At 61.2% G+C, this 24,086-nt stretch carries 21 protein-coding genes; 11 read left to right on the forward strand and 10 right to left on the reverse strand.

The features are described 5' to 3' along the window. Window positions 1-108: 108 nt before the first annotated feature. Complete coding sequence (locus tag QCBJ_RS22590) at window positions 109-390, forward strand: HU family DNA-binding protein (RefSeq protein ID WP_003188840.1); 282 nt, start codon at window positions 109-111, stop codon at window positions 388-390. 165 nt (window positions 391-555) lie between these two features. Here the strand turns inward: QCBJ_RS22590 and rlmF are convergent, their stop codons facing one another. From rlmF to QCBJ_RS22615, 5 genes are all read right to left on the reverse strand, one after another. Beyond that, window positions 556-1,575 carry a 23S rRNA (adenine(1618)-N(6))-methyltransferase RlmF gene (gene rlmF, locus QCBJ_RS22595; protein ID WP_064054843.1) on the reverse strand — a complete coding sequence of 340 codons (1,020 nt, stop codon included), beginning with the start codon at window positions 1,573-1,575 and terminating at the stop codon, window positions 556-558. 430 nt (window positions 1,576-2,005) lie between these two features. Beyond that, on the reverse strand, window positions 2,006-4,852 hold the full coding sequence (locus tag QCBJ_RS22600; protein ID WP_012722394.1) for a valine--tRNA ligase: 2,847 nt from the start codon (window positions 4,850-4,852) through the stop codon (window positions 2,006-2,008). Window positions 4,853-5,119: 267 nt separating this feature from the next. After that, window positions 5,120-5,497 (reverse strand): hypothetical protein, encoded by a 378-nt coding sequence (locus QCBJ_RS22605; RefSeq protein ID WP_043204835.1) that lies wholly within the window; start codon window positions 5,495-5,497, stop codon window positions 5,120-5,122. Between the two features lie 7 nt (window positions 5,498-5,504). Further along, window positions 5,505-5,933 (reverse strand): DNA polymerase III subunit chi, encoded by a 429-nt coding sequence (locus tag QCBJ_RS22610; protein WP_012722396.1) that lies wholly within the window; start codon window positions 5,931-5,933, stop codon window positions 5,505-5,507. Window positions 5,934-6,091: 158 nt separating this feature from the next. Further along, complete coding sequence (locus QCBJ_RS22615; RefSeq protein WP_012722397.1) at window positions 6,092-7,582, reverse strand: leucyl aminopeptidase; 1,491 nt, start codon at window positions 7,580-7,582, stop codon at window positions 6,092-6,094. Between the two features lie 284 nt (window positions 7,583-7,866). On the opposite strand from QCBJ_RS22615, the gene lptF reads away from it, so the two are divergent. The 10 genes from lptF to tadA all read left to right on the forward strand — a co-directional run bounded on the left by lptF (window position 7,867) and on the right by tadA (window position 18,444). Continuing rightward, on the forward strand, window positions 7,867-8,985 hold the full coding sequence (lptF, locus tag QCBJ_RS22620) for an LPS export ABC transporter permease LptF (RefSeq protein WP_012722398.1): 1,119 nt from the start codon (window positions 7,867-7,869) through the stop codon (window positions 8,983-8,985). Then, a complete protein-coding gene (gene lptG, locus QCBJ_RS22625; protein WP_012722399.1) occupies window positions 8,978-10,057 on the forward strand; it encodes an LPS export ABC transporter permease LptG in 1,080 nt (359 codons plus the stop codon). The genes lptF and lptG overlap by 8 nt, the downstream gene beginning before the upstream one ends. A 151-nt stretch (window positions 10,058-10,208) precedes the next feature. Further along, on the forward strand, window positions 10,209-12,008 hold the full coding sequence (gene lepA / locus QCBJ_RS22630) for a translation elongation factor 4 (RefSeq protein ID WP_003210439.1): 1,800 nt from the start codon (window positions 10,209-10,211) through the stop codon (window positions 12,006-12,008). A 5-nt stretch (window positions 12,009-12,013) separates the two neighbouring features. Continuing rightward, the gene (gene lepB / locus QCBJ_RS22635; protein ID WP_012722400.1) at window positions 12,014-12,868 is read left to right on the forward strand and encodes a signal peptidase I; all 855 of its coding nucleotides are present in this window, start codon (window positions 12,014-12,016) and stop codon (window positions 12,866-12,868) included. 146 nt (window positions 12,869-13,014) lie between these two features. Further along, window positions 13,015-13,704, forward strand: coding sequence for a ribonuclease III (gene rnc, locus QCBJ_RS22640; RefSeq protein ID WP_012722401.1), 690 nt, complete (start codon window positions 13,015-13,017; stop codon window positions 13,702-13,704). After that, complete coding sequence (gene era / locus QCBJ_RS22645) at window positions 13,697-14,599, forward strand: GTPase Era (protein WP_043204836.1); 903 nt, start codon at window positions 13,697-13,699, stop codon at window positions 14,597-14,599. Before rnc ends, era begins: the two co-directional genes overlap by 8 nt. 226 nt (window positions 14,600-14,825) lie before the next feature. Continuing rightward, window positions 14,826-15,515 carry a DNA repair protein RecO gene (gene recO / locus QCBJ_RS22650; protein ID WP_012722403.1) on the forward strand — a complete coding sequence of 230 codons (690 nt, stop codon included), beginning with the start codon at window positions 14,826-14,828 and terminating at the stop codon, window positions 15,513-15,515. A gap of 52 nt (window positions 15,516-15,567) precedes the next feature. Next, window positions 15,568-16,311, forward strand: a complete 744-nt coding sequence (gene pdxJ / locus QCBJ_RS22655; RefSeq protein WP_102061637.1) for a pyridoxine 5'-phosphate synthase — start codon at window positions 15,568-15,570, stop codon at window positions 16,309-16,311. 259 nt (window positions 16,312-16,570) lie between these two features. Further along, a complete protein-coding gene (locus QCBJ_RS22660; RefSeq protein ID WP_102061638.1) occupies window positions 16,571-17,947 on the forward strand; it encodes a multicopper oxidase family protein in 1,377 nt (458 codons plus the stop codon). Further along, entirely contained in the window at window positions 17,947-18,444 is a 498-nt protein-coding gene (tadA, locus tag QCBJ_RS22665) for a tRNA adenosine(34) deaminase TadA (RefSeq protein WP_046034395.1), read from the forward strand. The genes QCBJ_RS22660 and tadA overlap by 1 nt, the downstream gene beginning before the upstream one ends. 80 nt (window positions 18,445-18,524) lie before the next feature. On the opposite strand, the gene cmoB is transcribed toward tadA, so the two are convergent. The 5 genes from cmoB to lon all read right to left on the reverse strand — a co-directional run bounded on the left by cmoB (window position 18,525) and on the right by lon (window position 24,062). Beyond that, window positions 18,525-19,481, reverse strand: a complete 957-nt coding sequence (gene cmoB / locus QCBJ_RS22670; protein ID WP_012722407.1) for a tRNA 5-methoxyuridine(34)/uridine 5-oxyacetic acid(34) synthase CmoB — start codon at window positions 19,479-19,481, stop codon at window positions 18,525-18,527. Beyond that, a complete protein-coding gene (cmoA, locus tag QCBJ_RS22675; protein WP_102061639.1) occupies window positions 19,478-20,221 on the reverse strand; it encodes a carboxy-S-adenosyl-L-methionine synthase CmoA in 744 nt (247 codons plus the stop codon). The genes cmoB and cmoA overlap by 4 nt, the downstream gene beginning before the upstream one ends. A 185-nt stretch (window positions 20,222-20,406) precedes the next feature. Then, on the reverse strand, window positions 20,407-21,042 hold the full coding sequence (locus tag QCBJ_RS22680; protein ID WP_102061640.1) for a lysoplasmalogenase: 636 nt from the start codon (window positions 21,040-21,042) through the stop codon (window positions 20,407-20,409). A 1-nt stretch (window position 21,043) separates the two neighbouring features. Next, on the reverse strand, window positions 21,044-21,433 hold the full coding sequence (locus QCBJ_RS22685) for a protease inhibitor I42 family protein (protein WP_012722410.1): 390 nt from the start codon (window positions 21,431-21,433) through the stop codon (window positions 21,044-21,046). 208 nt (window positions 21,434-21,641) lie between these two features. Further along, window positions 21,642-24,062 (reverse strand): endopeptidase La, encoded by a 2,421-nt coding sequence (gene lon, locus QCBJ_RS22690; protein WP_012722411.1) that lies wholly within the window; start codon window positions 24,060-24,062, stop codon window positions 21,642-21,644. Window positions 24,063-24,086 lie beyond the last annotated feature (24 nt).

Consider the following 24,086-nt stretch of genomic DNA (forward strand, 5'->3'; position numbering starts at 1 on the left):
CCCGATCTCCGTGGTTATAGCCGGGGGTGCCAGGCCATGACGGTCGGGCTCGACGGCTGACACTGCACTCTGCAATCCATATGAATTTGATAGGGAAGGAACACCACAATGGCTATTACTAAAGACCAACTGATCGCTGACCTGGCTGAAGCAGTAGACGCACCGAAAACTACCGTGCGCGCTCTGCTGGACCAACTGAGCCAAGTTGTTGCTGACCAGCTGGAAAACGGCGGCGAAATCACTCTGCCAGGCGTTGGCAAACTGAAAGTGACCGAGCGTCCTGCCCGTACTGGCCGTAACCCTTCGACTGGCGCTGCCATCGAAATCGCTGCCAAGAAAGTTATCAAGCTGGTTGTGGCCAAAGGCCTGACCGACGCTGTTAACAAGTAAGACGCAGCAAAAAAACCGTGCTCCGGAGCGATCCGGGCACGGTTTTTTGTTGCCTGCGATTTACTGTGGTTGCGGGGTTACTGTGGCGAGGGAACTTGCTCCCGCTGGGCTGCGCAGCGGCCCCAAAAGTCTGGGAGCGGGAGCAAGCTCCCTCGCCACAATGGATCAGTCGCGCACCCAGCGCTGGCGCCAGATCTGCTGCTCGTTCTTGGTCTGGAAGGTCCAGGCCACGAAACGGCTTTGCTTCTGGCCCTGGGACATTTCCACCACTTGGCTTTCCAGCACGCCGGCTTTTTTCAGGGCTGTCTCGATAGCGGGCAAGTTTGACGCTTTTGACACCAAGGTGCTGAACCACAACACTTTGTGGGCAAAATGCGCGCTCTCGGCAATCAGCTGCGTCACAAAGCGCGCTTCGCCGCCTTCACACCACAGTTCAGCTGATTGGCCGCCGAAGTTCAGCACCGGCAACTTGCGCTTGGGGTCGGCTTTGCCCAGGGCGCGCCACTTGCGCTCGCTGCCCTTGGTCGCTTCGTCCATGGACGCATGGAACGGCGGATTGCACATGGTCAGGTCAAAGCGCTCACCCGGCTCCAGCAGGCTCAGCAGGATCTGCTTGGGGTTGGTCTGCTGGCGCAGTTGGATGACTTTGCTCAGGTCATTGGACTGCACGATTGCCTTGGCGGCGGCCACGGCGATAGGGTCGACCTCCGAGCCGAGGAAGTTCCAGCGGTACTCCATGTAGCCAATCAGCGGGTAGACGCAGTTGGCGCCCATGCCAATGTCCAGCACCTTGACGATCGAACCGCGTGGGATCTTGCCGTCATTGACGCTGGCCAGCAGGTCGGCGAGGAAGTGCACGTAGTCGGCACGCCCCGGTACCGGTGGGCACAGGTAATCGGCCGGGATGTCCCAATGCTGGATGCCATAGAACGACTTGAGCAACGCTCGGTTGAACACCCGCACCGCGTCCGGGCTGGCGAAGTCGATGCTTTCCTTGCCGTACGGGTTGATGATCACGAATTGCGCCAGTTCCGGCGTGGTCTTGATCAGTGCCTGGAAGTCGTAACGGCCTGTGTGGCGGTTGCGCGGGTGCAGGGTGGCCTCTTTACGCGGCACGACGGGTTTGGCCGTGGTTGCGGTTTTAGGCTTCTTGCGCGGAGGTTTTGGCGTGCTGGGGGCGGTCATGATGATTCTGGTGTTGGCTCAAAGTGGTGGGCATTGTCACACATCCTGAGCCTGTCCCGGTCAAATGTGGGAGGGGGCTTGCTCCCGATTGCGGTGGACCCGCCAGTTCATAGGTCGCTGACACACCGCTATCGGGGGCAAGCCCCCTCCCACATTGACTGTATTGTCAGCCTGGCATTGGGAGTCTCCAGGCAAAAAAAGAGGCCCGAAGGCCTAATGCAAGTCAGTTAAGGGCAAACACTGTACCTGTGGCGAGGGAGCTTGCTCCCGTTGGACTGCGCAGCAGTCCCAGTCTTTTGAAACAAAGAGCTGGGGCCGCTTCGCGGCCCAGCGGGAGCAAGCTCCCTCGCCACAGGTTATTTTTTACCCTTTCTACGTCTTAACTGACTGGCATTAGGCCTGAAGGCCTCTTTCTTAAACGCGGTCCACCTTACAGGCTGGAAATCCGCGCATGTTGCTCCGCCAGCTTGCCCAAGGCCTGTTCAGCCTCGGCCAACTTGGCGCGTTCCTTGTCGATCACTTCCGCCGGCGCCTTGTCGACGAACGCCGCGTTGGACAGCTTGCCGCCCACGCGTTGCACTTCGCCTTGCAGGCGGGCGATTTCCTTGTCGAGACGGGCCAGTTCCGCACCCTTGTCGATCAGGCCAGCCATCGGCACCAGCACTTCCATGTCGCCGACCAGTGCGGTGGCAGACAGTGGTGCGTCTTCGCCGGCCGCCAATACGGTGATCGACTCCAGCTTCGCCAGCTTTTTGAGCAGTGCGTCATTCTCGCTGAGACGACGCTGGTCCTCGGCACTGGCGTTCTTCACGAACACCGCCAGTGGTTTGCCCGGCCCGATGTTCATCTCGGCGCGGATGTTGCGCGTGCCGAGCATCAGGGTCTTGAGCCATTCGATATCGCTTTCGGCGGCCTCGTCGATGCGCGCTTCGTTGGCCACCGGCCAAGGTTGCAGCATGATGGTCTTGCCTTCGATACCGGCCAGTGGCGCCAGGCGCTGCCAGATTTCTTCGGTGATGAACGGCATGAACGGATGCGCCAGGCGCAGCGCCACTTCGAGCACGCGTACCAGGGTACGGCGAGTGCCGCGCTGGCGTTCAACCGGCGCGTTTTCGTCCCACAGCACGGGCTTGGACAGTTCCAGGTACCAGTCGCAATACTGGTTCCAGATGAACTCGTACAAGGCCTGTGCAGCCAGGTCGAAACGGAACTGGTCGAGCTGGCGGGTCACTTCGGCTTCGGTGCGTTGCAGCTGCGAGATGATCCAGCGGTCGGCCAGGCTCAACTCGTAGGCCTCGCCGTTCTGGCCGCAGTCTTCGCCTTTATCCAGCACGTAGCGCGCGGCGTTCCAGATCTTGTTGCAGAAGTTGCGATAGCCTTCGACGCGGCCCATGTCGAACTTGATGTCGCGACCGGTGGACGCCAGCGAGCAGAAGGTAAAGCGCAGGGCGTCGGTGCCATAGCTGGCGATACCGTCGGCGAACTCGTCGCGGGTCTGCTTCTCGATCTTCTTCGCCAGTTTCGGCTGCATCAGGCCCGAGGTGCGTTTCTGCACCAGGGTTTCCAGGTCGATGCCGTCGATGATGTCCAGCGGGTCCAGGACGTTGCCCTTGGACTTGGACATTTTCTGGCCCTGGCCATCACGCACCAGGCCGTGCACGTACACGGTCTTGAACGGTACCTGCGGGGTGCCGTCCTCGTTCTTCACCAAGTGCATGGTCAGCATGATCATCCGGGCAACCCAGAAGAAAATGATGTCGAAGCCGGTGACCAGCACGTCGGTGGAGTGGAATTTCTTCAGGAATTCGGTCTGCTGCGGCCAGCCCAGGGTGGAGAAGGTCCAGAGGCCCGAACTGAACCAGGTGTCCAGTACGTCGTTGTCCTGTTGCAGCGCAACGTCCGCCCCCAGGTTGTGCTTGGCGCGCACTTCGGCTTCATCGCGGCCGACGTAGACCTTGCCCGACTCGTCGTACCAGGCTGGAATGCGATGGCCCCACCACAACTGACGGCTGATGCACCAATCCTGGATGTCGCGCATCCACGAGAAATACATGTTTTCGTACTGCTTGGGCACGAACTGGATACGGCCGTCTTCCACGGCGGCAATGGCAGGTTCTGCCAGCGGCTTGGTAGACACGTACCACTGGTCGGTCAGCCACGGCTCGATCACGGTGCCGGAGCGGTCGCCCTTCGGCACTTTCAGGCCGTGGTCGTCAACGCTGACCAGCAAGCCGGCGGCGTCGAAGGCGGCAACGATCTGCTTGCGCGCTTCAAAGCGGTCAAGGCCGGCGTATTCAGCCGGGATCTTGCCGTCGATGCTGTCGTTCAGCGTGCCGTCCAGGTTGAACACCTGGCAGGCCGGCAGAACGGCGGCATTCTTGTCGAAGATGTTCAGCAGCGGCAGGTTGTGGCGCTTGCCGACTTCGTAGTCGTTGAAATCGTGGGCCGGGGTGATTTTCACGCAGCCGGTGCCGAATTCAGGGTCGCAGTAGTCGTCCGCGATAATCGGGATGCGGCGGCCCACCAGCGGCAGCTCGACAAACTTTCCGATCAGCGCCTGGTAGCGTTCGTCGTTCGGGTTAACGGCTACGGCGGCGTCGCCGAGCATGGTTTCCGGGCGCGTGGTGGCGACGATCAGGTAGTCGTTGCCTTCAGCGGTCTTGGCGCCGTCGGCCAGCGGGTACTTGAGGTTCCACAGGAAGCCTTTCTCGTCGTGGTTTTCCACTTCGAGGTCGGAAATCGCCGTGTGCAACTTGGTGTCCCAGTTGACCAGGCGCTTGCCGCGATAGATCAGGCCGTCTTCATGCAGGCGCACGAAGGCCTCTTTCACGGCTTCCGACAAGCCGTCGTCCATGGTGAAGCGCTCGCGGCTCCAGTCCACGGACGAGCCCAGGCGGCGGATCTGACGGCTGATATTGCCGCCGGACTGGTCTTTCCATTCCCAGATCTTTTCCAGGAACTTCTCGCGACCCAGATCATGACGGCTCTGGCCGGTGGCTTCGAGTTGGCGTTCCACGAGCATCTGGGTGGCGATGCCAGCGTGGTCGGTGCCCGGCTGCCACAGGGTGTTGCGGCCCTGCATGCGGCGGAAACGGATCAACGCATCCATGATCGCATTGTTGAAGCCGTGGCCCATGTGCAGGCTGCCAGTGACGTTCGGTGGCGGAATCATGATGGTGTAGGAATCGCCCGCGCCTTGCGGGGCGAAATAATTCTCGGATTCCCAGGTGTTGTACCAGGAAGTTTCGATAGCGTGCGGCTGGTAGGTCTTATCCATGCGCGGCGGGACCCTAGTTGGCATTTATTCAGGAAAGCCGGCAAGTATAACGGGGGCGGACGAGGAGGGCGAGTTGAAGACGGGCTTAAGGCTGATGCAAGACTAATGGGGGAGGGGCTTGTGGTGGTGAGGGGGCTTTTCCCCCGAAAAACCAATGGGACTGCTTCGCAGTCCAGCGCGGGGCAAGCCCGCTCACCACAGCCAGCCCGTTTACCACACAGCAAGCCTGCTCATCACAGCAAGCCCCACAGGGGATTTTGGTGTGGTTTAAGACTGGTACTGGCTCAGCAACCGCTCCATCCGCGCATCCAACCGACGCTTGATCTCGGTTTCGATATGCGGGGCAAAGTCGTCGATCACGTCTTGCATGATCAGTTGCGCGGCGGCGCGCAGTTCGTTGTCCAGGTGCAGCAGCAGGGCGTCGGGGCCTTTTTCGGCCGTTGCAGGGGCGGCGGCCTTGACCACCGGCGCCGGCTCGACCGGCTTGCCACCGACCATATCGAATAACAGCGGAATCTGCGGCTCGCCCTCGGCGGGCTCGGTCAACAGCGGCGGCTGCACGTTATCATCACCCAGCAACTGACGGATCGACTCCAGGTCGTCCAGCAGGTGGTCGTCTTTTTTTAGAGGGTTTGGCGTGTCCATCATTTACTCAAAGTCGTTGTAGCCGGTGATCCTGCAGAGGATAGCCCTGTTCGCGGTAGAAACGGAAACTCTCCCGCGCGGCCTGACGAATAGCCGGATCTTCCACCACCACTTCCGCCACACGGGCGAATGCCTTGGCGAACGGCGGCACTTTCAGGTCCAGGTTGACCAGCAGGTCGTGGTGATCGCCGCAACTGTCGCCTAAACCCAGCACTACCAGGCCTTCAGGTTCAGACTCGGCGGGGCCGTGGGGCACGAAGCTTTCGCCCTTGAAACGCCACAGGCGGGCATCCAGCTCGTCGCGCTGGGCGGCATCGCTGCAATGCAGGTAGATGCGGTGGCCCATGCGCCAGGCTTTTTCGGTGAGTTTGCAGGCAAAGTCCAGGCGCGCGAGCGGGTCGGCGCTGGGCAATATATAGAAGTCGACTTGGGTCATTGCGGTTCCTGGGCGGCCTCAACAAGGGTAAAAGGCAGCTTGTTGTGGCGAGCAAGCGTGCTTGCGCTGGGGTGCGAAGCGCCCCCAAAAAGCTGGGGACTGCTGCGCAGTCCAGCGGGAGCAAGCGCCCTCGCCACATCAAGCCCGCTCCGACCGGGTTAGGCCTTTGCGCGATCCAGCAGGTATTGGGTCAGCAGGGGCACCGGGCGGCCGGTGGCGCCCTTGTCCTTGCCGCCGCTGGTCCAGGCCGTGCCGGCGATGTCCAGGTGCGCCCAGTTGAAGTTCTTGGCAAAGCGCGACAGGAAGCAGGCAGCGGTGATGGTGCCGGCTTTCGGGCCACCGATGTTGGCGATGTCGGCGAACGGGCTGTCCAGCTGTTCCTGGTACTCATCGAACAGCGGCAGTTGCCAGGCGCGGTCGTCGGCGGCCTTGCCGGCGCTGAGCAGTTGTTCGATCAGCTCATCGCTGTTGCCCAGCAGTCCCGACGTGTGGGAGCCCAGGGCAACGATGCAGGCACCGGTCAGGGTGGCGATGTCGATCACGGCCTGTGGCTTGAAGCGCTCGGCGTAGGTCAGGGCATCGCACAGCACCAGACGGCCTTCGGCGTCGGTGTTGAGGATTTCGACGGTCTGGCCGCTCAGGGTGGTGACGATGTCGCCTGGACGGGTCGCGCCGCCGCTCGGCATGTTCTCGGCGCAGGCCAGGATGCACACCAGGTTGATCGGCAGCTTGAGTTCCAGCACGGCACGCAGGGTGCCGAACACGCTGGCGGCGCCGCCCATGTCGTACTTCATTTCGTCCATGCCCAGGCCCGGCTTGAGGCTGATGCCGCCGGTGTCGAAGGTGATGCCTTTGCCGACCAGGGCGTAAGGCTTCTCGGACTTCTTACCGCCGTTGTATTGCATCACGATCAGGCGTGGCGGCTGGTCGCTGCCTTGGCCTACGGCATAGAACGAGCCCATGCCCAGTTCCTTGATCTTCTTTTCGTCCAGCACTTCGACTTTCAGGCCCTTGAACTCTTTGCCCAGTGCCTTGGCCTGTTCGCCCAGGAACGTCGGGTGGCAGATGTTCGGTGGCAGGTTGCCCAGGTCGCGGGTAAAGGACATGCCGTTGGCGATGGCCTGCGCGTGGGTCACGGCGCGCTCGACTTCAGCCTGGGCAGCCTTGATGGTCAGCAGGGTGATTTTCTTCAGCGCACGCGGTTCGGCTTTCTGGCTCTTGAACTCGTCGAAAATATAGCCGCCGTCCACCAGGGTTTCGGCCAGCAGGCGGGTCTTGCCGTAGCTGTCACGGCCTTTTACAACGATTTCATCGAGGGCCAGCGTCGCATCGCTGCCGCCCAGGCCCTTGAGGGTCGTGAGGATACCGCTGATGATCTTGCGGAACGGGCGGTCGCCCAGTTCGGCCTCTTTGCCCACGCCGACCAGCAACACGCGCTCGGCCTTGAGGTTGGGCAGGCTTTGCAGCAGCAGGCTCTGGCCGACTTTGCCGGCCAGGTCGCCGCGCTTGAGCACCGCGCTGATGGCGCCGCCGCTGAGTTCGTCGAGTTGCTTGGCGGCAACGCCGAGCTTGCGGCCTTCGCCGATGGCGACCACGAGGGTGGCGGTTTTCAACGTTTCGGGGCTAACGCTTTTTACAACCAATTCCATTTTCGGGTCCCTTATAAAGGTCTGTTAGCCAAGAGTCTGTACTCCGGCTTTAATACCAGGCAGCTGTGTAAACCGCCGGTGACAAAGGCCGCAGTTTGAACCTCGCCGACGGAGCCTGACAACCCTTGCCACCTGCTTTGTGCATGTGCATGAGGTTGCGCAGTGACAGGCGCGGTCAATCACAGGATAATGCGCCATCTTTTTAGCCGGCCCTGTGTCAATGGGCTGACTCGGTATGCTTGCTTGTTTGGCCGCCTTAGCCTGACAACCCTGGAGTGTCTGGTTTGATCGTCTTCCGTTATCTGTCCCGCGAAGTCCTGTTGACCCTGAGTGCCGTGAGTGCGGTATTGCTGGTCATCATCATGAGTGGTCGTTTCGTCAAATACCTGGCCCAGGCTGCCTCCGGCGCCCTCGATCCGGGCTCGCTGTTCCTGATCATGGGCTTTCGCCTGCCGGGCTTCCTGCAGCTGATCCTGCCGTTGGGCCTGTTCCTCGGGATCCTGCTGGCCTACGGCCGGCTGTACCTCGAAAGCGAGATGACCGTGCTCTCGGCCACCGGCATGAGCCAGCAGCGTCTGCTGGGCATGACCATGATCCCGGCCGCCGGCGTCGCGCTGATCGTGGCCTGGCTGAGCCTGAGCCTGGCCCCTCAGGGCGCCATGCAGTTCCAGCTGGTGCTGAACAAACAGGACGCGATGACCGAGTTCGACACCCTCGAACCCGGCCGCTTCCAGGCGCTCAATGACGGTTCACGGGTGACCTACACCGAAACGCTGACCGACGACCGCGCCAACCTGGGCGGTGTGTTCATCTCCGAGAAGCGTCTGGGCCAAGACAAGAAAGACCGTGGTATTTCCGTGCTGGTGGCTGATTCAGGTCGCCAGGAAGTGCGTCCTGATGGCAGCCGCTACCTGATCCTGGAAAATGGCTATCGCTACGATGGCAGCCCAGGCATGGCGGATTATCGCGCGATCAAGTACGACACCTATGGCGTGATGCTGGCTCGCCCGGACATCAGCGATGAAGTCACCGACCGCGATGCCATTCCGACGATGGACCTGTTCGGCAGCAACGAACTGCGTTCTATCGCCCAGTTGCAGTGGCGCTTATCCTTGCCTCTGTTGGTGTTTATCGTGACCTTGATGGCTGTTCCGTTGGCCCGTGTCAACCCGCGCCAAGGCCGTTTCCTCAAGCTGTTGCCCGCGATCCTGTTGTACATGGCTTATCTGACGATGCTGATCTCTGCCCATGGGGCGGTAGAGAAAGGCAAGCTGTCGCCGACCCTGGGCTTGTGGTGGGTGCACGGGATCTTCCTGGCAATCGGCCTGGGGCTGCTTTATTGGGAACCTATACGTTTGAAAATGAAGAGCCGTCGTGGCCAGAAGGAGTTGGCTCGTGGCTAAGCTCGATCGCTACATTGGTAGCAGCGTACTGATCGCCATCCTGGCGGTACTGGGCATCATCCTGGGCTTGGCCTCGTTGTTCGCCTTCATCGATGAAGTCGGCAACGTCAGCGACACCTACACCGTGTGGGATGTGCTGAGCTACGTGGCCCTTACCGCGCCGCGCCGTCTCTACGACATGATGCCGATGGCCGCGCTGATCGGTTGCCTGATCGGCCTGGGCAGCCTGGCCAGTAGCAGTGAACTGACCATCATGCGCGCCGCCGGCGTGTCCATTGGGCGTATCGTCTGGGCGGTGATGAAACCCATGCTGCTGCTGATGGCCTGCAGCGTGCTGATCGGCGAATACGTGGCGCCACCGGCCGAAACCACCGCCCAGGCCAACCGCGCCCTGGCGCAGGGGTCGGGCGATGCGCAAAGTTCCAAGCACGGCCTGTGGCACCGTCAGGGTGAAGAGTTCATCCACATCAACGCCGTGCAGCCAGGCGGCCTGTTGATTGGTGTGACGCGCTACACCTTTGACAAAGAACGTCACTTGCTGGAGTCGAGCTTCGCCAAACGTGCGCAATACAGTGGCGAAAAATGGCAACTGAGCGACGTCACCACCACGTACTTCCGCAATATTGGCCAAGGCACCAACGCCCGTACCGAAGTGATCAATGTGCCGAGCGAAGAGTGGGATATCGCCCTCAAGCCGGAACTCTTGAATACCGTGGTGATGATCCCGGAAAGCCTGCCGATTTCGGGGCTGTGGAGCTATATCCACTACCTCAAGGACCAGGGCCTGAACAACGGCCGCTACTGGCTGGCATTTTGGGTCAAGGTGTTGCAACCGGTGGTCACCGCGGCGCTGGTGCTGATGGCGATTTCGTTCATCTTCGGCCCGTTGCGTTCGGTAACCCTGGGTCAACGCGTGTTTACCGGCGTGCTGGTGGGCTTCACCTTCCGCATCGCCCAGGACCTGCTGGGCCCGTCGAGCCTGGTGTTTGGTTTCTCGCCGTTGTTTGCGGTGCTGGTGCCGACTGCCATCTGCGCCCTGGCCGGGTTCTGGCTGCTGCGCCGGGCGGGCTAGCCGCGCGCTTATGAACAAAAAATGCCCCGGTCGAGAGATCGGGGCATTTTTGTTCTGGTCAGCAAAGATGACGCCTGGCCTGAGCATCAGGTACAATTCCCGGCTATTTTTCAGCGGGCAATCTGCCTGCAGCCTTTTTGAGTGTTGATCCGTGAGTGATTTGAGTCATATCCGCAATTTCTCCATCATCGCCCACATTGACCATGGTAAGTCGACGCTGGCCGATCGATTCATCCAGATGTGCGGCGGCCTTGCCGAGCGTGAAATGGAAGCCCAGGTACTGGATTCCATGGACCTCGAACGCGAGCGCGGGATCACCATCAAGGCCCACAGCGTGACCCTGTACTACACCGCCAAAGACGGTATCAAGTACCAACTGAACTTCATTGACACCCCGGGCCACGTCGACTTCACCTACGAAGTCAGCCGTTCCCTGGCGGCCTGCGAAGGTGCGCTGCTGGTGGTGGACGCGGGCCAGGGCGTTGAAGCCCAGTCCGTGGCCAACTGCTACACCGCCATCGAGCAAGGCCTGGAAGTGATGCCGGTGCTGAACAAGATCGACCTGCCACAGGCCGATCCGGACCGCGTCAAAGAAGAAATCGAAAAAATCATCGGCATTGACGCCACCGACGCCGTCGAGTGCAGCGCCAAGACCGGCCTGGGCGTCGACGAAGTGCTCGAGCGCCTGGTCAAGACCATTCCCGCCCCCACCGGCAACTACGAAGATCCGCTGCAAGCGTTGATCATCGACTCCTGGTTTGACAACTACCTGGGCGTTGTTTCCCTGGTACGCGTGCGCCATGGCCGTGTGAAAAAGGGCGACAAGATCCTGGTCAAGTCCACCGGCAAGATCCACCTGGTGGACAGCGTCGGTGTGTTCAACCCCAAGCACACGGCTACCACTGATCTGAAAGCCGGTGAAGTAGGCTTCATCATCGCCGGTATCAAGGACATTCACGGTGCACCGGTCGGTGACACCCTGACCTTGAGCTCCACCCCTGACGTCGACGTGCTGCCGGGCTTCAAACGCATCCAGCCGCAGGTCTACGCCGGCCTGTTCCCGGTCAGCTCCGACGACTTCGAAGATTTCCGCGAAGCCCTGCAAAAGCTCACCCTCAACGACTCGTCGTTGCAGTACACCCCGGAAAGCTCCGACGCCCTGGGCTTCGGCTTCCGTTGCGGCTTCCTCGGCATGCTGCACATGGAGATCATCCAGGAGCGTCTTGAGCGCGAGTACGACCTGGACCTGATCACCACCGCGCCGACGGTTATTTTTGAGCTGGCGCTGAAAACCGGTGAAACGATTTACGTCGACAACCCGTCCAAGCTTCCAGACCTGTCTTCCATCGAAGACATGCGCGAACCGATCGTGCGCGCCAATATTCTTGTGCCGCAGGAACACCTGGGCAACGTCATTACCCTGTGTATTGAAAAGCGTGGCGTACAGCACGACATGCTGTTCCTCGGTACCCAGGTGCAAGTGACCTACGATTTGCCGATGAACGAAGTGGTCCTGGACTTCTTTGACCGTCTCAAATCCACCAGCCGCGGCTATGCTTCGCTGGACTACCATTTCGACCGGTACCAATCGGCTAATCTGGTGAAACTGGATGTGTTGATTAACGGCGACAAGGTCGATGCCCTGGCACTGATCGTGCACAAGGACAACGCGCACTACAAAGGTCGCCAGTTGACCGAGAAGATGAAAGAACTGATCCCGCGCCAGATGTTCGACGTTGCGATCCAGGCCGCCATCGGCGGGCAGATCATTGCGCGGACCTCGGTCAAGGCCCTCAGAAAGAACGTGCTGGCCAAATGCTACGGCGGTGACGTAAGCCGTAAGCGCAAGCTGCTTGAAAAGCAAAAGGCCGGTAAAAAACGCATGAAGCAAGTGGGTAACGTGGAAATTCCACAAGAAGCCTTCCTTGCGGTGCTCAGGTTGGATAGTTAGGTCCTATGTCGCTAAATTTCCCGCTGTTGCTGGTCATCGCCGTTGCCGTTTGCGGTCTGTTGGCATTGCTCGATCTGGTCTTCTTCGCCCCGCGTCGTCGGGCGGCTATCGCGTCCTATCAGGGCAGCGTCAGCCAGCCCGATGGCGTGGTCATCGAGAAGCTGAACAAAGAGCCTTTGCTGGTTGAATACGGCAAGTCGTTCTTCCCGGTGTTGTTCATCGTGCTGGTGCTGCGCTCGTTCCTGGTGGAGCCGTTTCAGATCCCGTCGGGCTCGATGAAACCGACCCTGGACGTGGGCGACTTCATCCTAGTGAACAAGTTTTCCTATGGGATCCGCTTGCCGGTGATCGACAAGAAGGTCATCGAAGTCGGTGACCCGCAGCGCGGCGATGTGATGGTGTTCCGCTACCCGAGCGACCCGAACGTCAACTACATCAAGCGTGTGGTCGGCCTGCCGGGCGACGTGATTCGCTACACCAGCGACAAACGCCTGTTCATCAACGGTGAATCGGTGGCCGAGAAACTGATCGGTTCCGAACCGAACAGCCTGGGCAGCGCCGAGCTGTACCAGGAAAAACTCGGTGCGGTCGAGCACGAAATCCGCAAGGAAATGAGCCGCTACCGCGCGACGCCTGATGGTGAATGGAAAGTGCCGGCCGGGCACTACTTCATGATGGGCGACAACCGTGACAACTCCAATGACAGCCGCTACTGGGATGATCCCAATATTCCCAAGGACCTGCTGGGCATGGTTCCCGACCAGAATATCGTCGGCAAGGCCTTTGCGGTCTGGATGAGCTGGCCGGAACCCAAACTCAGCCACCTGCCGAACTTCTCGCGAGTCGGGCTGATCAAGTAATACAAGCGGCGCTGTGAACACAGCGCCGAATGCTTTTCTGGGGCTCGGACATTTCCGGCCTCATGCAGCACCAACCAGGATTTGAATTTGAACACTGCGTCAATCGTCGATGGCCGCCGGTGCCACCAACTAGATATGGATAAACCGTGACCGTTTCTCTAGCACGTCTCGAGCGCCAGCTCGGCTACACCTTCAAGGACCAGGAATTGATGGTCCTTGCCCTCACACACCGCAGCTTTGCAGGGCGCAACAACGAGCGCCTGGAATTCCTCGGTGATGCCATCCTCAATTTCGTCGCCGGTGAAGCGCTGTTCGAGCGCTTCCCCCAAGCCCGTGAAGGCCAGCTGTCGCGCCTGCGCGCACGCCTGGTGAAGGGCGAGACCCTGGCCGTACTGGCCCGTGGTTTTGGCCTGGGCGAATACCTGCGGCTGGGTTCCGGTGAGTTGAAGAGCGGCGGTTTCCGGCGTGAATCGATCCTGGCCGATGCCCTCGAGGCGTTGATCGGTGCGATCTACCTCGATGCAGGCATGGAAGCGGCCAAGGAGCGCGTCACTGCGTGGCTGACTTCCGAGATCGAAAGCCTCACGCTGGTCGACACCAACAAAGATCCCAAGACCCGCCTGCAGGAATTCCTGCAGTCCCGCGGTTGCGAACTGCCACGCTACGAAGTGGTGGATATCCAGGGTGAGCCCCATTGCCGCGTATTCTTCGTGGAATGTGAAATCACCTTACTGAACGAAAAAAGCCGAGGTCAGGGTGTGAGCCGTCGTATTGCCGAACAGGTAGCGGCCGCTGCAGCACTGATTGCCCTGGGCGTGGAGAATGGCCATGACTGATTCAACCGCAACACGCTGTGGCTATGTTGCCATTGTTGGCCGCCCCAACGTGGGCAAGTCCACGCTGCTCAACCACATCCTCGGCCAGAAGCTTGCGATCACCTCGCGCAAGCCGCAGACCACCCGCCACAACATGCTGGGCATCAAGACCGAAGGCACCGTGCAAGCGGTCTACGTCGATACCCCGGGCATGCACAAAGGCGGCGAGAAAGCCCTTAACCGCTACATGAACAAGACCGCTTCGGCGGCGTTGAAAGACGTCGACGTGGTGATCTTCGTGGTCGATCGCACCAAGTGGACCGACGAAGACCAGATGGTCCTCGAGCGTGTGCAGTACGTCACCGGCCCGCTGATCGTCGCGCTGAACAAGACCGACCGCATCGAAGACAAAGCCGAGCTGATGCCGCACCTGACCTGGCTGCAGGAACAACTGCCGAACGCCCAGATCATGCCGATCTCGGCCCAGCACGGTCACAACCTCGAAGCCCTGGAACGCGTGATTGCCGGCTACCTGCCGGAGAACGAACACTTCTTCCCGGAAGACCAGATCACCGACCGCAGCAGCCGTTTCCTTGCCGCCGAACTGGTGCGCGAGAAAATCATGCGCCAGATGGGCGCCGAGCTGCCGTACCAGATCACCGTCGAAATCGAAGAGTTCAAGCAGCAGGGCAAGACCTTGCACATCCATGCGCTGATCCTCGTCGAACGTGACGGCCAGAAGAAAATCATCATTGGCGACAAGGGTGAGCGCATCAAGCGCATCGGCACCGAAGCGCGCAAGGACATGGAATTGCTCTTCGATTCCAAGATCATGCTCAACCTGTGGGTGAAGGTTAAGGGTGGCTGGTCCGATGATGAGCGTGCATTGCGCTCCCTGGGCTACGGCGACTTGTAAGGTCCTGAATATACCGCAGCGCTGAAACTGTGGGAGGGGGCTTGCTGTGGTGAGCGGGCTTGCCCCGCGCTGGGCTGCGAAGCAGCCCAAAACCAGGCACTGAGATCTGCCTGAAAGAACTGCGGTGATTTGTCTGGGGCCGCTGCGCAGCCCAGCGCGGGGCAAGCCCGCTCACCACAGTGGTTCTTCGCTATTTCATGGTTTGTGTTCCGTCATCGAGACTCCCATGTCCCAATCCCCACCCCCCAGCCAACTCGCCTATGTCCTGCACAGCCGCGCCTATCGCGAGACCAGCGCCCTGGTGGATTTCCTCACGCCACAAGGCCGCTTGCGCGCAGTCTTGCGCAGCGCGCGGGGCAAGGCGGGCACGTTGGCCCGGCCGTTCGTGGCCCTGGACGTGGAGTTTCGCGGCAAGGGCGAGCTCAAAAACGTCGGCCGCCTGGAAAGCGTTGGTACCTCCGCCTGGCTGAATGGCGAGGCCCTGTTCAGTGGCCTCTACCTCAATGAGTTGCTGATCCGTCTGCTTCCCGCGGAAGACCCGCACCCGGCGGTCTTCGATCACTACGCCGCCACCCTGATCGCCTTGGCCGAAGGCCGGCCCCTGGAACCGTTGCTGCGCGCGTTTGAATGGCGCCTGCTCGACGACCTGGGCTATGGCTTTGAATTAAACAACGACCTGCACGGCGACCCCATTGCTGCCGACGGTATGTACCGACTGCAAGTCGACGCGGGCCTGGAGCGCGTATACCTGCTGCAACCCGGCTTGTTCCAGGGCACCGAGCTTTTGGCCATGAGCGAAGCCGACTGGACCGCCCCCGGCGCCTTGTCCGCCGCCAAGCGCCTGATGCGCCAGGCCCTGGCCGTGCACTTGGGCGGACGGCCGCTGGTCAGTCGCGAGTTGTTTCGAAAGCCCTGACATCCCCGTGTATGCTGTGCAGCGTTTCTTTCCCCTTTTCAGGAGCGCTTCCGTGAGCACCAGCAATCGCATTCTTCTTGGCGTCAATATCGACCACGTCGCTACCCTGCGTCAGGCCCGGGGCACCCGTTACCCTGACCCGGTCAAGGCCGCGCTGGACGCCGAAGAAGCGGGCGCCGACGGCATCACCGTGCACCTGCGCGAAGACCGCCGCCACATCCAGGAACGCGACGTGCTGTTGCTCAAGGATGTGCTGCAAACGCGCATGAACTTCGAAATGGGCGTCACCGAAGAAATGATGGCCTTCGCCGAGCGCATCCGCCCGGCGCACATCTGCCTGGTCCCGGAAACCCGCCAGGAACTGACCACCGAAGGCGGCCTGGATGTGGCTGGCCAGGAAGCGCGAATCAAGGCGGCGGTAGAGCGCCTGTCGAAGATCGGCAGTGACGTGTCGCTGTTCATCGACGCCGACGAGCGCCAGATCGAAGCCTCGCGCCGTGTCGGTGCCCCCGCCATCGAACTGCACACCGGCCGTTACGCCGACGCCACCACGCCCACCGAAGTGGCTGACGAGCTGCAGCGCATCATCGACGGTGTGAACTGCGGCCTCAACGAAGGCCTGATCGTCAACGCCGGCCATGGCCTGCACTACCACAACGTCGAAGCCGTGGCCGCGATCAAGGGCATCAACGAGCTGAACATCGGCCATGCACTGGTCGCGCACGCGCTGTTCGTCGGCTTCAAAGGCGCCGTGGCCGAGATGAAGGCGCTGATCCTGGCTGCTGCCAAGGCTTAAAAAACGCCGAAAATCCAGTGTGGGAGGGGGCTTGCCCCCGATAGCGGTGTGTCAGTCAGCCTATCTGTAGCTGACCCACTGCAATCGGGGGCAAGCCCCCTCCCACAGTGATTTTCGGTGCATCCAAAGTTGTCGTCATCCAGCCAACCCCTTTGAAATCAGCCATGCGGCAATGCGAAGCCTTACCGTTTAGCCAGTGCAGGTGTATCGTATCTGCCCTTTGCAGGCCCCGAGCCTGCGGCAGATACGTGAGGTTGTTGTGTCCCGATCCTTTTCTCGTCGACAAATCCTGGGTGGTCTTGCAGGCCTGGCCGTAGTGGGGGTGGGGGCCGGTGGCGCCTATCGCTACTGGCTGGGGAAAGTCGCCGAGGCCGAGGCGGGACACGATTACGAACTGATTGCGGCACCGCTGGATGTGGAACTGGTGCCGGGGCACAAGACCGAAGCCTGGGCGTTCGGCCCCTCGGCGCCGGGCACCGAATTGCGCGTGCGCCAGGGCGAGTGGCTGCGCGTGCGGTTTATCAACCACCTGCCGGTCGCCACCACCATTCACTGGCATGGCATCCGCCTGCCGCTGGAAATGGACGGCGTGCCCTACGTCTCGCAATTGCCGGTGCTGCCCGGCGAATACTTCGACTACAAATTCCGCGTGCCCGACGCCGGCAGCTACTGGTATCACCCGCATGTGAACAGCAGCGAAGAACTTGGCCGCGGCCTGGTCGGCCCGCTGATCATCGAGGAGCGCGAACCTACCGGTTTCAAGCACGAGCGCACCCTCAGCCTGAAAAGCTGGCATGTGGACGAAGAGGGCGCTTTCGTGGCGTTCAGCGTTCCCCGTGAAGCGGCGCGTGGCGGCACCGCCGGGCGCTTGTCGACGATCAATGGCGTGTCCCAGGCGGTGATCGATCTCCCCGCCGGGCAGATTACGCGCGTGCGTCTGCTCAACCTCGACAACACCTTGACCTATCGCCTCAATATCCCGGACGTTGAAGCGCAGATCTATGCGCTGGACGGCAACCCCATCGAACCTCGCCCGTTGGGCAAGGAATATTGGCTGGGCCCGGGCATGCGTATCTGCCTGGCGATCAAGGCACCGCCGGCCGGCGAAGAGCTGTCGATCCGCAACGGCCCGGTGCGCCTGGGCACCTTCCGTTCGGTGGCCAACACCGACGCGCCGACCGACTGGCCACCGGCATTGCCCGCCAACCCGATCAGCGAGCCGGACCTGGCCAATGCCGAAAAACTCAACTTCAATTTCGAGTGGGTGGGTTCGGTGTCGGTGGATGACGGCAAGCCGCCGAGCCTGTGGCAGATCAACGGCAAGGCCTGGGACATCACCGACAAGACCTGCGCCGACCGCCCGATTGCCAGGCTTGAGAAGGGCAAGAGCTACATCTTCGAATTGAAAAACATGACCCAGTACCAGCACCCGATCCACCTGCACGGCATGAGTTTCAAGGTGATCGCTTCGAACCGCCACAAGGTGATCCCGTACTTCACCGACACTTACCTGCTGGGCAAGAACGAACGCGCACGCGTGGCGTTGGTGGCGGATAACCCAGGGGTGTGGATGTTCCACTGCCATGTGATCGACCACATGGAAACCGGCCTGATGGCCGCCATCGAGGTGGCGTGATGCGCCAGTTTCGCCCTACGGCGATCATCGACCGCAGTCGCGACCAGGACTTCATGCGCGAGGCCCTGGTGCTCGCCGCCCAAGGTGCCGCGTTGGGTGAAGTGCCCGTGGGCGCGGTACTGGTGCAGGACGGTGAAATCATCGGCCGTGGCTTCAACTGCCCGATCAGCGGCAACGACCCCAGCGCCCATGCCGAAATGGTCGCTATCCGCGCCGCTGCGCAAGCCATCAGCAACTACCGCCTGGTGGGCAGTACGCTGTATGTGACGTTGGAACCGTGCAGCATGTGCGCCGGTTTGATCGTGCACTCACGGATTGCGCGGGTGGTGTACGGCGCGCTGGAGCCTAAGGCCGGGATTGTGCAGAGCCAGGGGCAGTTTTTTACCCAGGGCTTTTTGAATCATCGGGTGGTGTTTGAAGGTGGGGTGTTGGCGGAGGAGTGTGGGACGGTGCTGAGTGAGTTCTTCAGGGCCAGACGCGCCAAGCCTCAGGCCTAGCCAACACCGTATAGCCAATGTGGGGGGAGCAAGCCCCCTCCCACATTGTGATCTCCCTTTATTCAAGGGGGATCGGGGGGTTATTTCTTGGCGATGATCACCGCCCGCATCGGCGCCGGCAGCCCTTCAAGGGTCTTGCTGTGATCCTCCGGATCGAGGAAGTCACTTAACGACTGATACTTCATCCACTCCGTGCCGCGCTGTTCCTCCACGGTGGTCACGCTCACATCCACGCAACGCACGTCACTGAACCCGGCACGGCGTAGCCACAGCATCAACGCCGGCACCGAAGGCAGGAACCACACGTTACGCATCTGCGCGTAGCGATCTTCCGGCACCAGCACTTGCTGCTGATCGCCCTCGACCACCAATGTTTCCAGCACCAGCTCACCGCCCTTGACCAGGGTGTCCTTCAGCGCCAGCAAATGCTCGATCGGCGAACGGCGGTGGTAGAACACACCCATCGAAAATACCGTGTCAAAGCCTTCCAGGTTCGCCGGCAAATCTTCAAATGGGAACGGCAGGTGCCAAGCCTTGGGCTCGGACAGGTAGCGCTGCACCGCCTGGAACTGGCAGAAGAACAGCCAATTCGGGTCCACGCCAATCACACTGTCGGCACCGGCGCCGAGCATGCGCCACATGTAATAGCCGTTGCCGCAGCCTACATCCAGGATGCGTTTGCCTTTGAGGTCCAGGTGCGGCGCGACCCGTGACCATTTCCAATCCGAGCGCCATTCGGTGTCCACATGGACGCCGAACAGGTGGAACGGCCCCTTGCGCCACGGGCACAGCCCCATCAGTGCCGTGCGCATTTGCGCGCGGGTGGCGTCGTCGCAGTCGGTGTCCAGCGCCAGGTCGTTGAGCAAATCGACTTCGCTGGGTTGGATGTTCGGCAGTGCATCCAACGCACTCTGCCAACGGTCCAGGTCGCCATGACCCTTTTCCATCTTGCTATCGAGTTGCGCTTGCAGGCCTTGGGCCCACACGGCCAGGGGAGTGCCGACCAAATGGCGGGCGAGGGGGGACAGATCAATCATGGCAAGGCAATCAACGAGGCAAAGTTAAGACACTGGAACCACGGCACGACTGTCGAGAAACCCGCCGCCAGCAGGCGTTCGCGGTGTTCTTCGAGGCTGTCGGGCTTCATGACGTTTTCGATGGCGCTGCGCTTCTGGGCGATTTCCAGTTCGCTGTAGCCGTTGGCGCGTTTGAACGCGATGTGCAGGTCGTTGAGCAGCGCGTGTTCTTCAGGATCGTTGAAACGCAGCTTCTCCGAAAGAATCAACGCACCGCCCGGCAACAGCGACTGGCGGATGCGCGAGAGCAAGGCCAGGCGTTCATCGGGGGCAATGAACTGCAGGGTGAAATTCAGCGCCACCACCGAGGCCGGCGCAAATTGCAGCGCGAGGATATCGCCCTCGATCACCTCTACCGGCAGCAACTCCTGAAACATCGAGTCCTGGCCATTGAGGTATTCGCGGCAGCGCTCGACCATCGCCGCCGAGTTATCCACCGCAATCACCCGGCAACCGTCGGTGCGCACATGGCGACGCAAGGCCTGGGTCACCGCGCCGAGCGACGAGCCCAGGTCATACAGCACGCTATGGGGCTGGGCAAACTGTGCCGCGAGCACACCGAGGTTCTCGACGATGGTCGGGTAACCCGGCACCGAGCGCTTGATCATGTCCGGGAACACCCGCACCACGTCTTCGTTGAAGGCGAAGTCCGGCACCTGGGGCAGGGGCTGGGCGAATAGGCGATCGGGTTCTTTGCTCACGGTTGTTCCGGCAACGAAGGGGGAAAGGCCGGCATTTTAGCCAAGTTGGCCCTCGGATGCGCGCGTTGTCTGATTTGTGGTCAGCAGGCTTACTGTGATGGGCGGGCCTGCTGTGGTGAGCGGGCTTGCTGTGGTGAGCGGGCTTGCCCCGCGCTGGGCTGCGCAGCAGCCCCAAACTATTGATGTCAGCGCTGCCTCCGGATAAATGCTGATGCAGTGATGCCCCACTGTCCCAGCCAGTAAGTGACGATCAGCAAATACGGCGCCGCCTCGAACGCGACCACAAACCGATTAATACCGATCAGCGTGTCGGAAAACACAAACGACCCTGCCCCCGCCGCCGCCAGCAGTGCCGAGCGTTTCGGCACATCACTGCCCAATCGCGCCAGTGCGCGCCAGAGCATGGCGCTGATCACCAGCGCGTACACCACGACGGGGATCAGCAAATCGCCAAGCCCGTGGGAAATCAAAATGCTCAGCAGCACCGCGCCCACGGCCAGCGCGAGCACCAACGGCAGCAGTGCCAAACGCCGACAGTCGCTGTAATAGGCTTTCAGATAGGCCAGGTGCGCAAACAGGAACGCACCGAGGCCAAAGATAAACAGGTCGCCCGGCCAGGCGAGCAGCACATCGCCGACCAGGGAGAAAATCAGCCCCAGGCTGATCCAGCGTCGATAGTCGGTGGGCGGTGCATCATGCAGCCAGCCCAGCAGGGCCAGTACCGGCAGCGGCTTGACCAGCAGGCACAGCAACGCCGCATGGGTGGTCAAGCCGTAGATAAAGGTGCCGGCGCCCATCAGCGCAAGAATCAGCCATGGCATATCAGTTCACCGTGACGGCGCAGTCAAAGGTTTCGACGGGTTCGGCTTCCGGTTCCCAGGGTTGCTGGGAGGTCAGGCGCAAACGGCCCTGGCCGGCCGCGAAGGCCTGGAAGCGCCAAGTGGACTGGCCGCCGCCTCCGATCACGCCGGATTCCGTGCTGCTATAGACCTCGGGGCTCAACGCACGCAGCACACCGCCGGCGGAGTCCTGGATGGCCCAGCGGTAACCGGTGGTGGGGTTGCTGGGCAGGGTGAGGATCAGGTTTTGCCCGGTTTTAAGCTGAAGCGGGCAGGCGCTTTGGTTGTCCACGCTGACGTTTTGCTTGGGGGCACTGGCGCAGGCGGCCAGCAGGGCAAGGCTCAAGGGGAGAAGCAGGCGGGCTGCGGTCATGGGGGCTCCGTTGATTCACGACGAAGGGCGAGCATAACTGAAGATGAGGCAAGGTGTAGTGAGCGGGCTTGCCCCGCGCTGGGTGGCGAAGCCGCCCTGAACCAAACACCGCGTTCTGTCTGAAAGAATGCGGTGTTTTAACAGGGGCGGCTTCGCCACCCAGCGCGGGGCAAGCTCGCTCATTACAGGGCCGGGCACTACCTGGTGATTAGAACAGCACCTTCGCCACGTCCGCAAAGCGCTTGGCAAAGTGCACGGTCATGCCTTCCTTCAGGTACTCCGGCAACTCCTCGAAGCTACCGCGATTCGGCTCCGGCAAAATCAGCTCATGAATCTTCTGGCGCCGCGCCGCAATCACCTTTTCGCGCACCCCGCCAATCGGCAGTACATGCCCGGTCAACGTCAGCTCGCCGGTCATGGCCACGCCTTTTTTCGGCGGCTGGTTACGCGCCAGGGACAATAGCGCACTGGCCATGGTCACCCCCGCACTCGGGCCATCTTTGGGTGTGGCACCTTCCGGCACGTGCAAGTGCACGAAGGCTTCGTCGAAGAACTTCGGATCACCACCAAACGACTTCAAGTTGGAGCTGATGTAGCTGTAGGCGATTTCGGCGGATTCTTTCATCACTTCACCCAACTGCCCGGTGAGCTTGAAGCCGCGATTGAGCGTATGGATGCGCGTCGCCTCGATCGGCAACGTCGCGCCGCCCATACTCGTCCAGGCCAGGCCGGTGATCACACCGGTGCCGGACAGCACTTGCTCATTGCGGAACACCGGCATGCCCAGCGAGCTTTCCAGGTCCTTGTTGCCGATCTTGATCACCGAGTCCGGCTCATCCAGCAGCTTGACCACGGCCTTGCGCACCAGTTTGCCCAGCTGTTTCTCCAACTGGCGCACCCCGGCTTCGCGGGCGTAGCCGTCGATCAATGCGCGCAGGGCGCCGTCGCTGATGCTCAGGCTGTTTTTCGACACGCCGGCTTTTTCCAGCTGTTTCGGCCACAGGTGACGCTTGGCGATGGCAACTTTTTCTTCGGTGATGTAGCCCGACAGGCGAATCACTTCCATACGGTCGAGCAGCGGGCCGGGGATGGAGTCCAGGGTGTTGGCGGTGCACACGAACAGCACCTTGGACAGGTCCAGGCGCAGGTCCAGGTAATGATCGAGGAATTCGACGTTCTGCTCCGGGTCGAGGGTCTCCAGCAACGCCGACGCCGGGTCGCCCTGGAAGCTCTGGCCCATCTTGTCGATCTCGTCGAGCATGATCACTGGGTTCATCACTTCCACATCCTTGAGCGCCTGCACCAGCTTGCCCGGCAGCGCGCCGATGTAGGTGCGGCGATGGCCCTTGATCTCGGCCTCGTCGCGCATGCCACCCACACTGAACCGGTAGAACGGTCGCCCCAGGGATTCGGCGATGGATTTGCCGACGCTGGTCTTGCCCACGCCCGGCGGGCCCACCAGCAGCACGATGGAACCGGCGACTTCGCCTTTATAAGCGCCCACCGCGAGGAATTCGAGGATGCGACTCTTGATGTCATCCAGCCCCGCGTGGTGTTTATCCAGCACCTTGCGCGCGTGTTTGAGGTCAAGTTTGTCCTCGCCGTACACGCCCCACGGCACCGCGGTGGCCCAGTCGAGGTAGTTGCGCGTCACCGCGTATTCCGGCGAACCGGTTTCGAGGATCGACAGTTTGTTCAGTTCTTCATCAATACGTTTTTTCGCCTGGGCCGGCAGCACTTTGCCTTCCAGGCGTTGCTCGAACTGTTCGACATCCGCGCTGCGGTCGTCCTTGGTCAAGCCCAGCTCTTGCTGGATGACCTTGAGCTGTTCCTTGAGGAAGAACTCGCGCTGGTGCTCGCCGATCTTGCGGTTCACCTCGGCGGAGAGTTCTTTTTGCAGGCGCGCCACTTCCACCTCTTTGCGCAGCATCGGCAGGACTTTTTCCATGCGCTTGAGCATGGGCACGCAGTCCAGCACTTCCTGCAACTCGTTACCGGTGGCCGAAGTCAGCGCGGCGGCGAAGTCGGTCAGCGGCGACGGGTCGTTGGGGCTGAAGCGGTTGAGGTAGTTTTTCAGCTCTTCGCTGTACAGCGGGTTGAGCGGCAGCAGTTCCTTGATCGCATTGATCAGCGCCATGCCGTAGGCCTTGACCTCGTCGGTCGGCTCGCTCGGCTGGTGCGGGTATTCGACTTCCACCAGGTACGGCGGGCGGTGGTGCTTGAGCCAAGTCTTGATGCGCACGCGGGTCAGGCCCTGGGCCACGAACTGCAGCTTGCCGTTCTCGCGGCTGGCGTGGTGCACCTTCACCAGGGTGCCGTACAGCGGCAGGCTGGAGGTGTCGAAGTGGCGCGGATCTTCCGGCGGGGTGTCCATGAAGAACAGGGCCAGGGAGTGGTGGTCGGATTTGCTTACCAGCTCCAGGGTCTCGGCCCACGGCTCTTCATTGACGATCACCGGCAGCACTTGCGCCGGAAAGAAGGGCCGGTTGTGGATCGGGATGATATAGACCTTGTCCGGCAGGTTTTGCCCAGGCAGGGCCAGGCCGGTGTTGGACGAAGGGGTTTCAGCGTTTTCGGGGTCGGCGTAGTCGTTGAGGTCGTAATCAGGGAAATCTTGCTGGTCGCTCATGGGGCACCTGCATAAGGAAGTATG

This window comes from Pseudomonas sp. QC2, from assembly GCF_002859085.1.
GTDB classification, from domain to species: Bacteria; Pseudomonadota; Gammaproteobacteria; order Pseudomonadales; family Pseudomonadaceae; genus Aquipseudomonas; species Aquipseudomonas petroselini.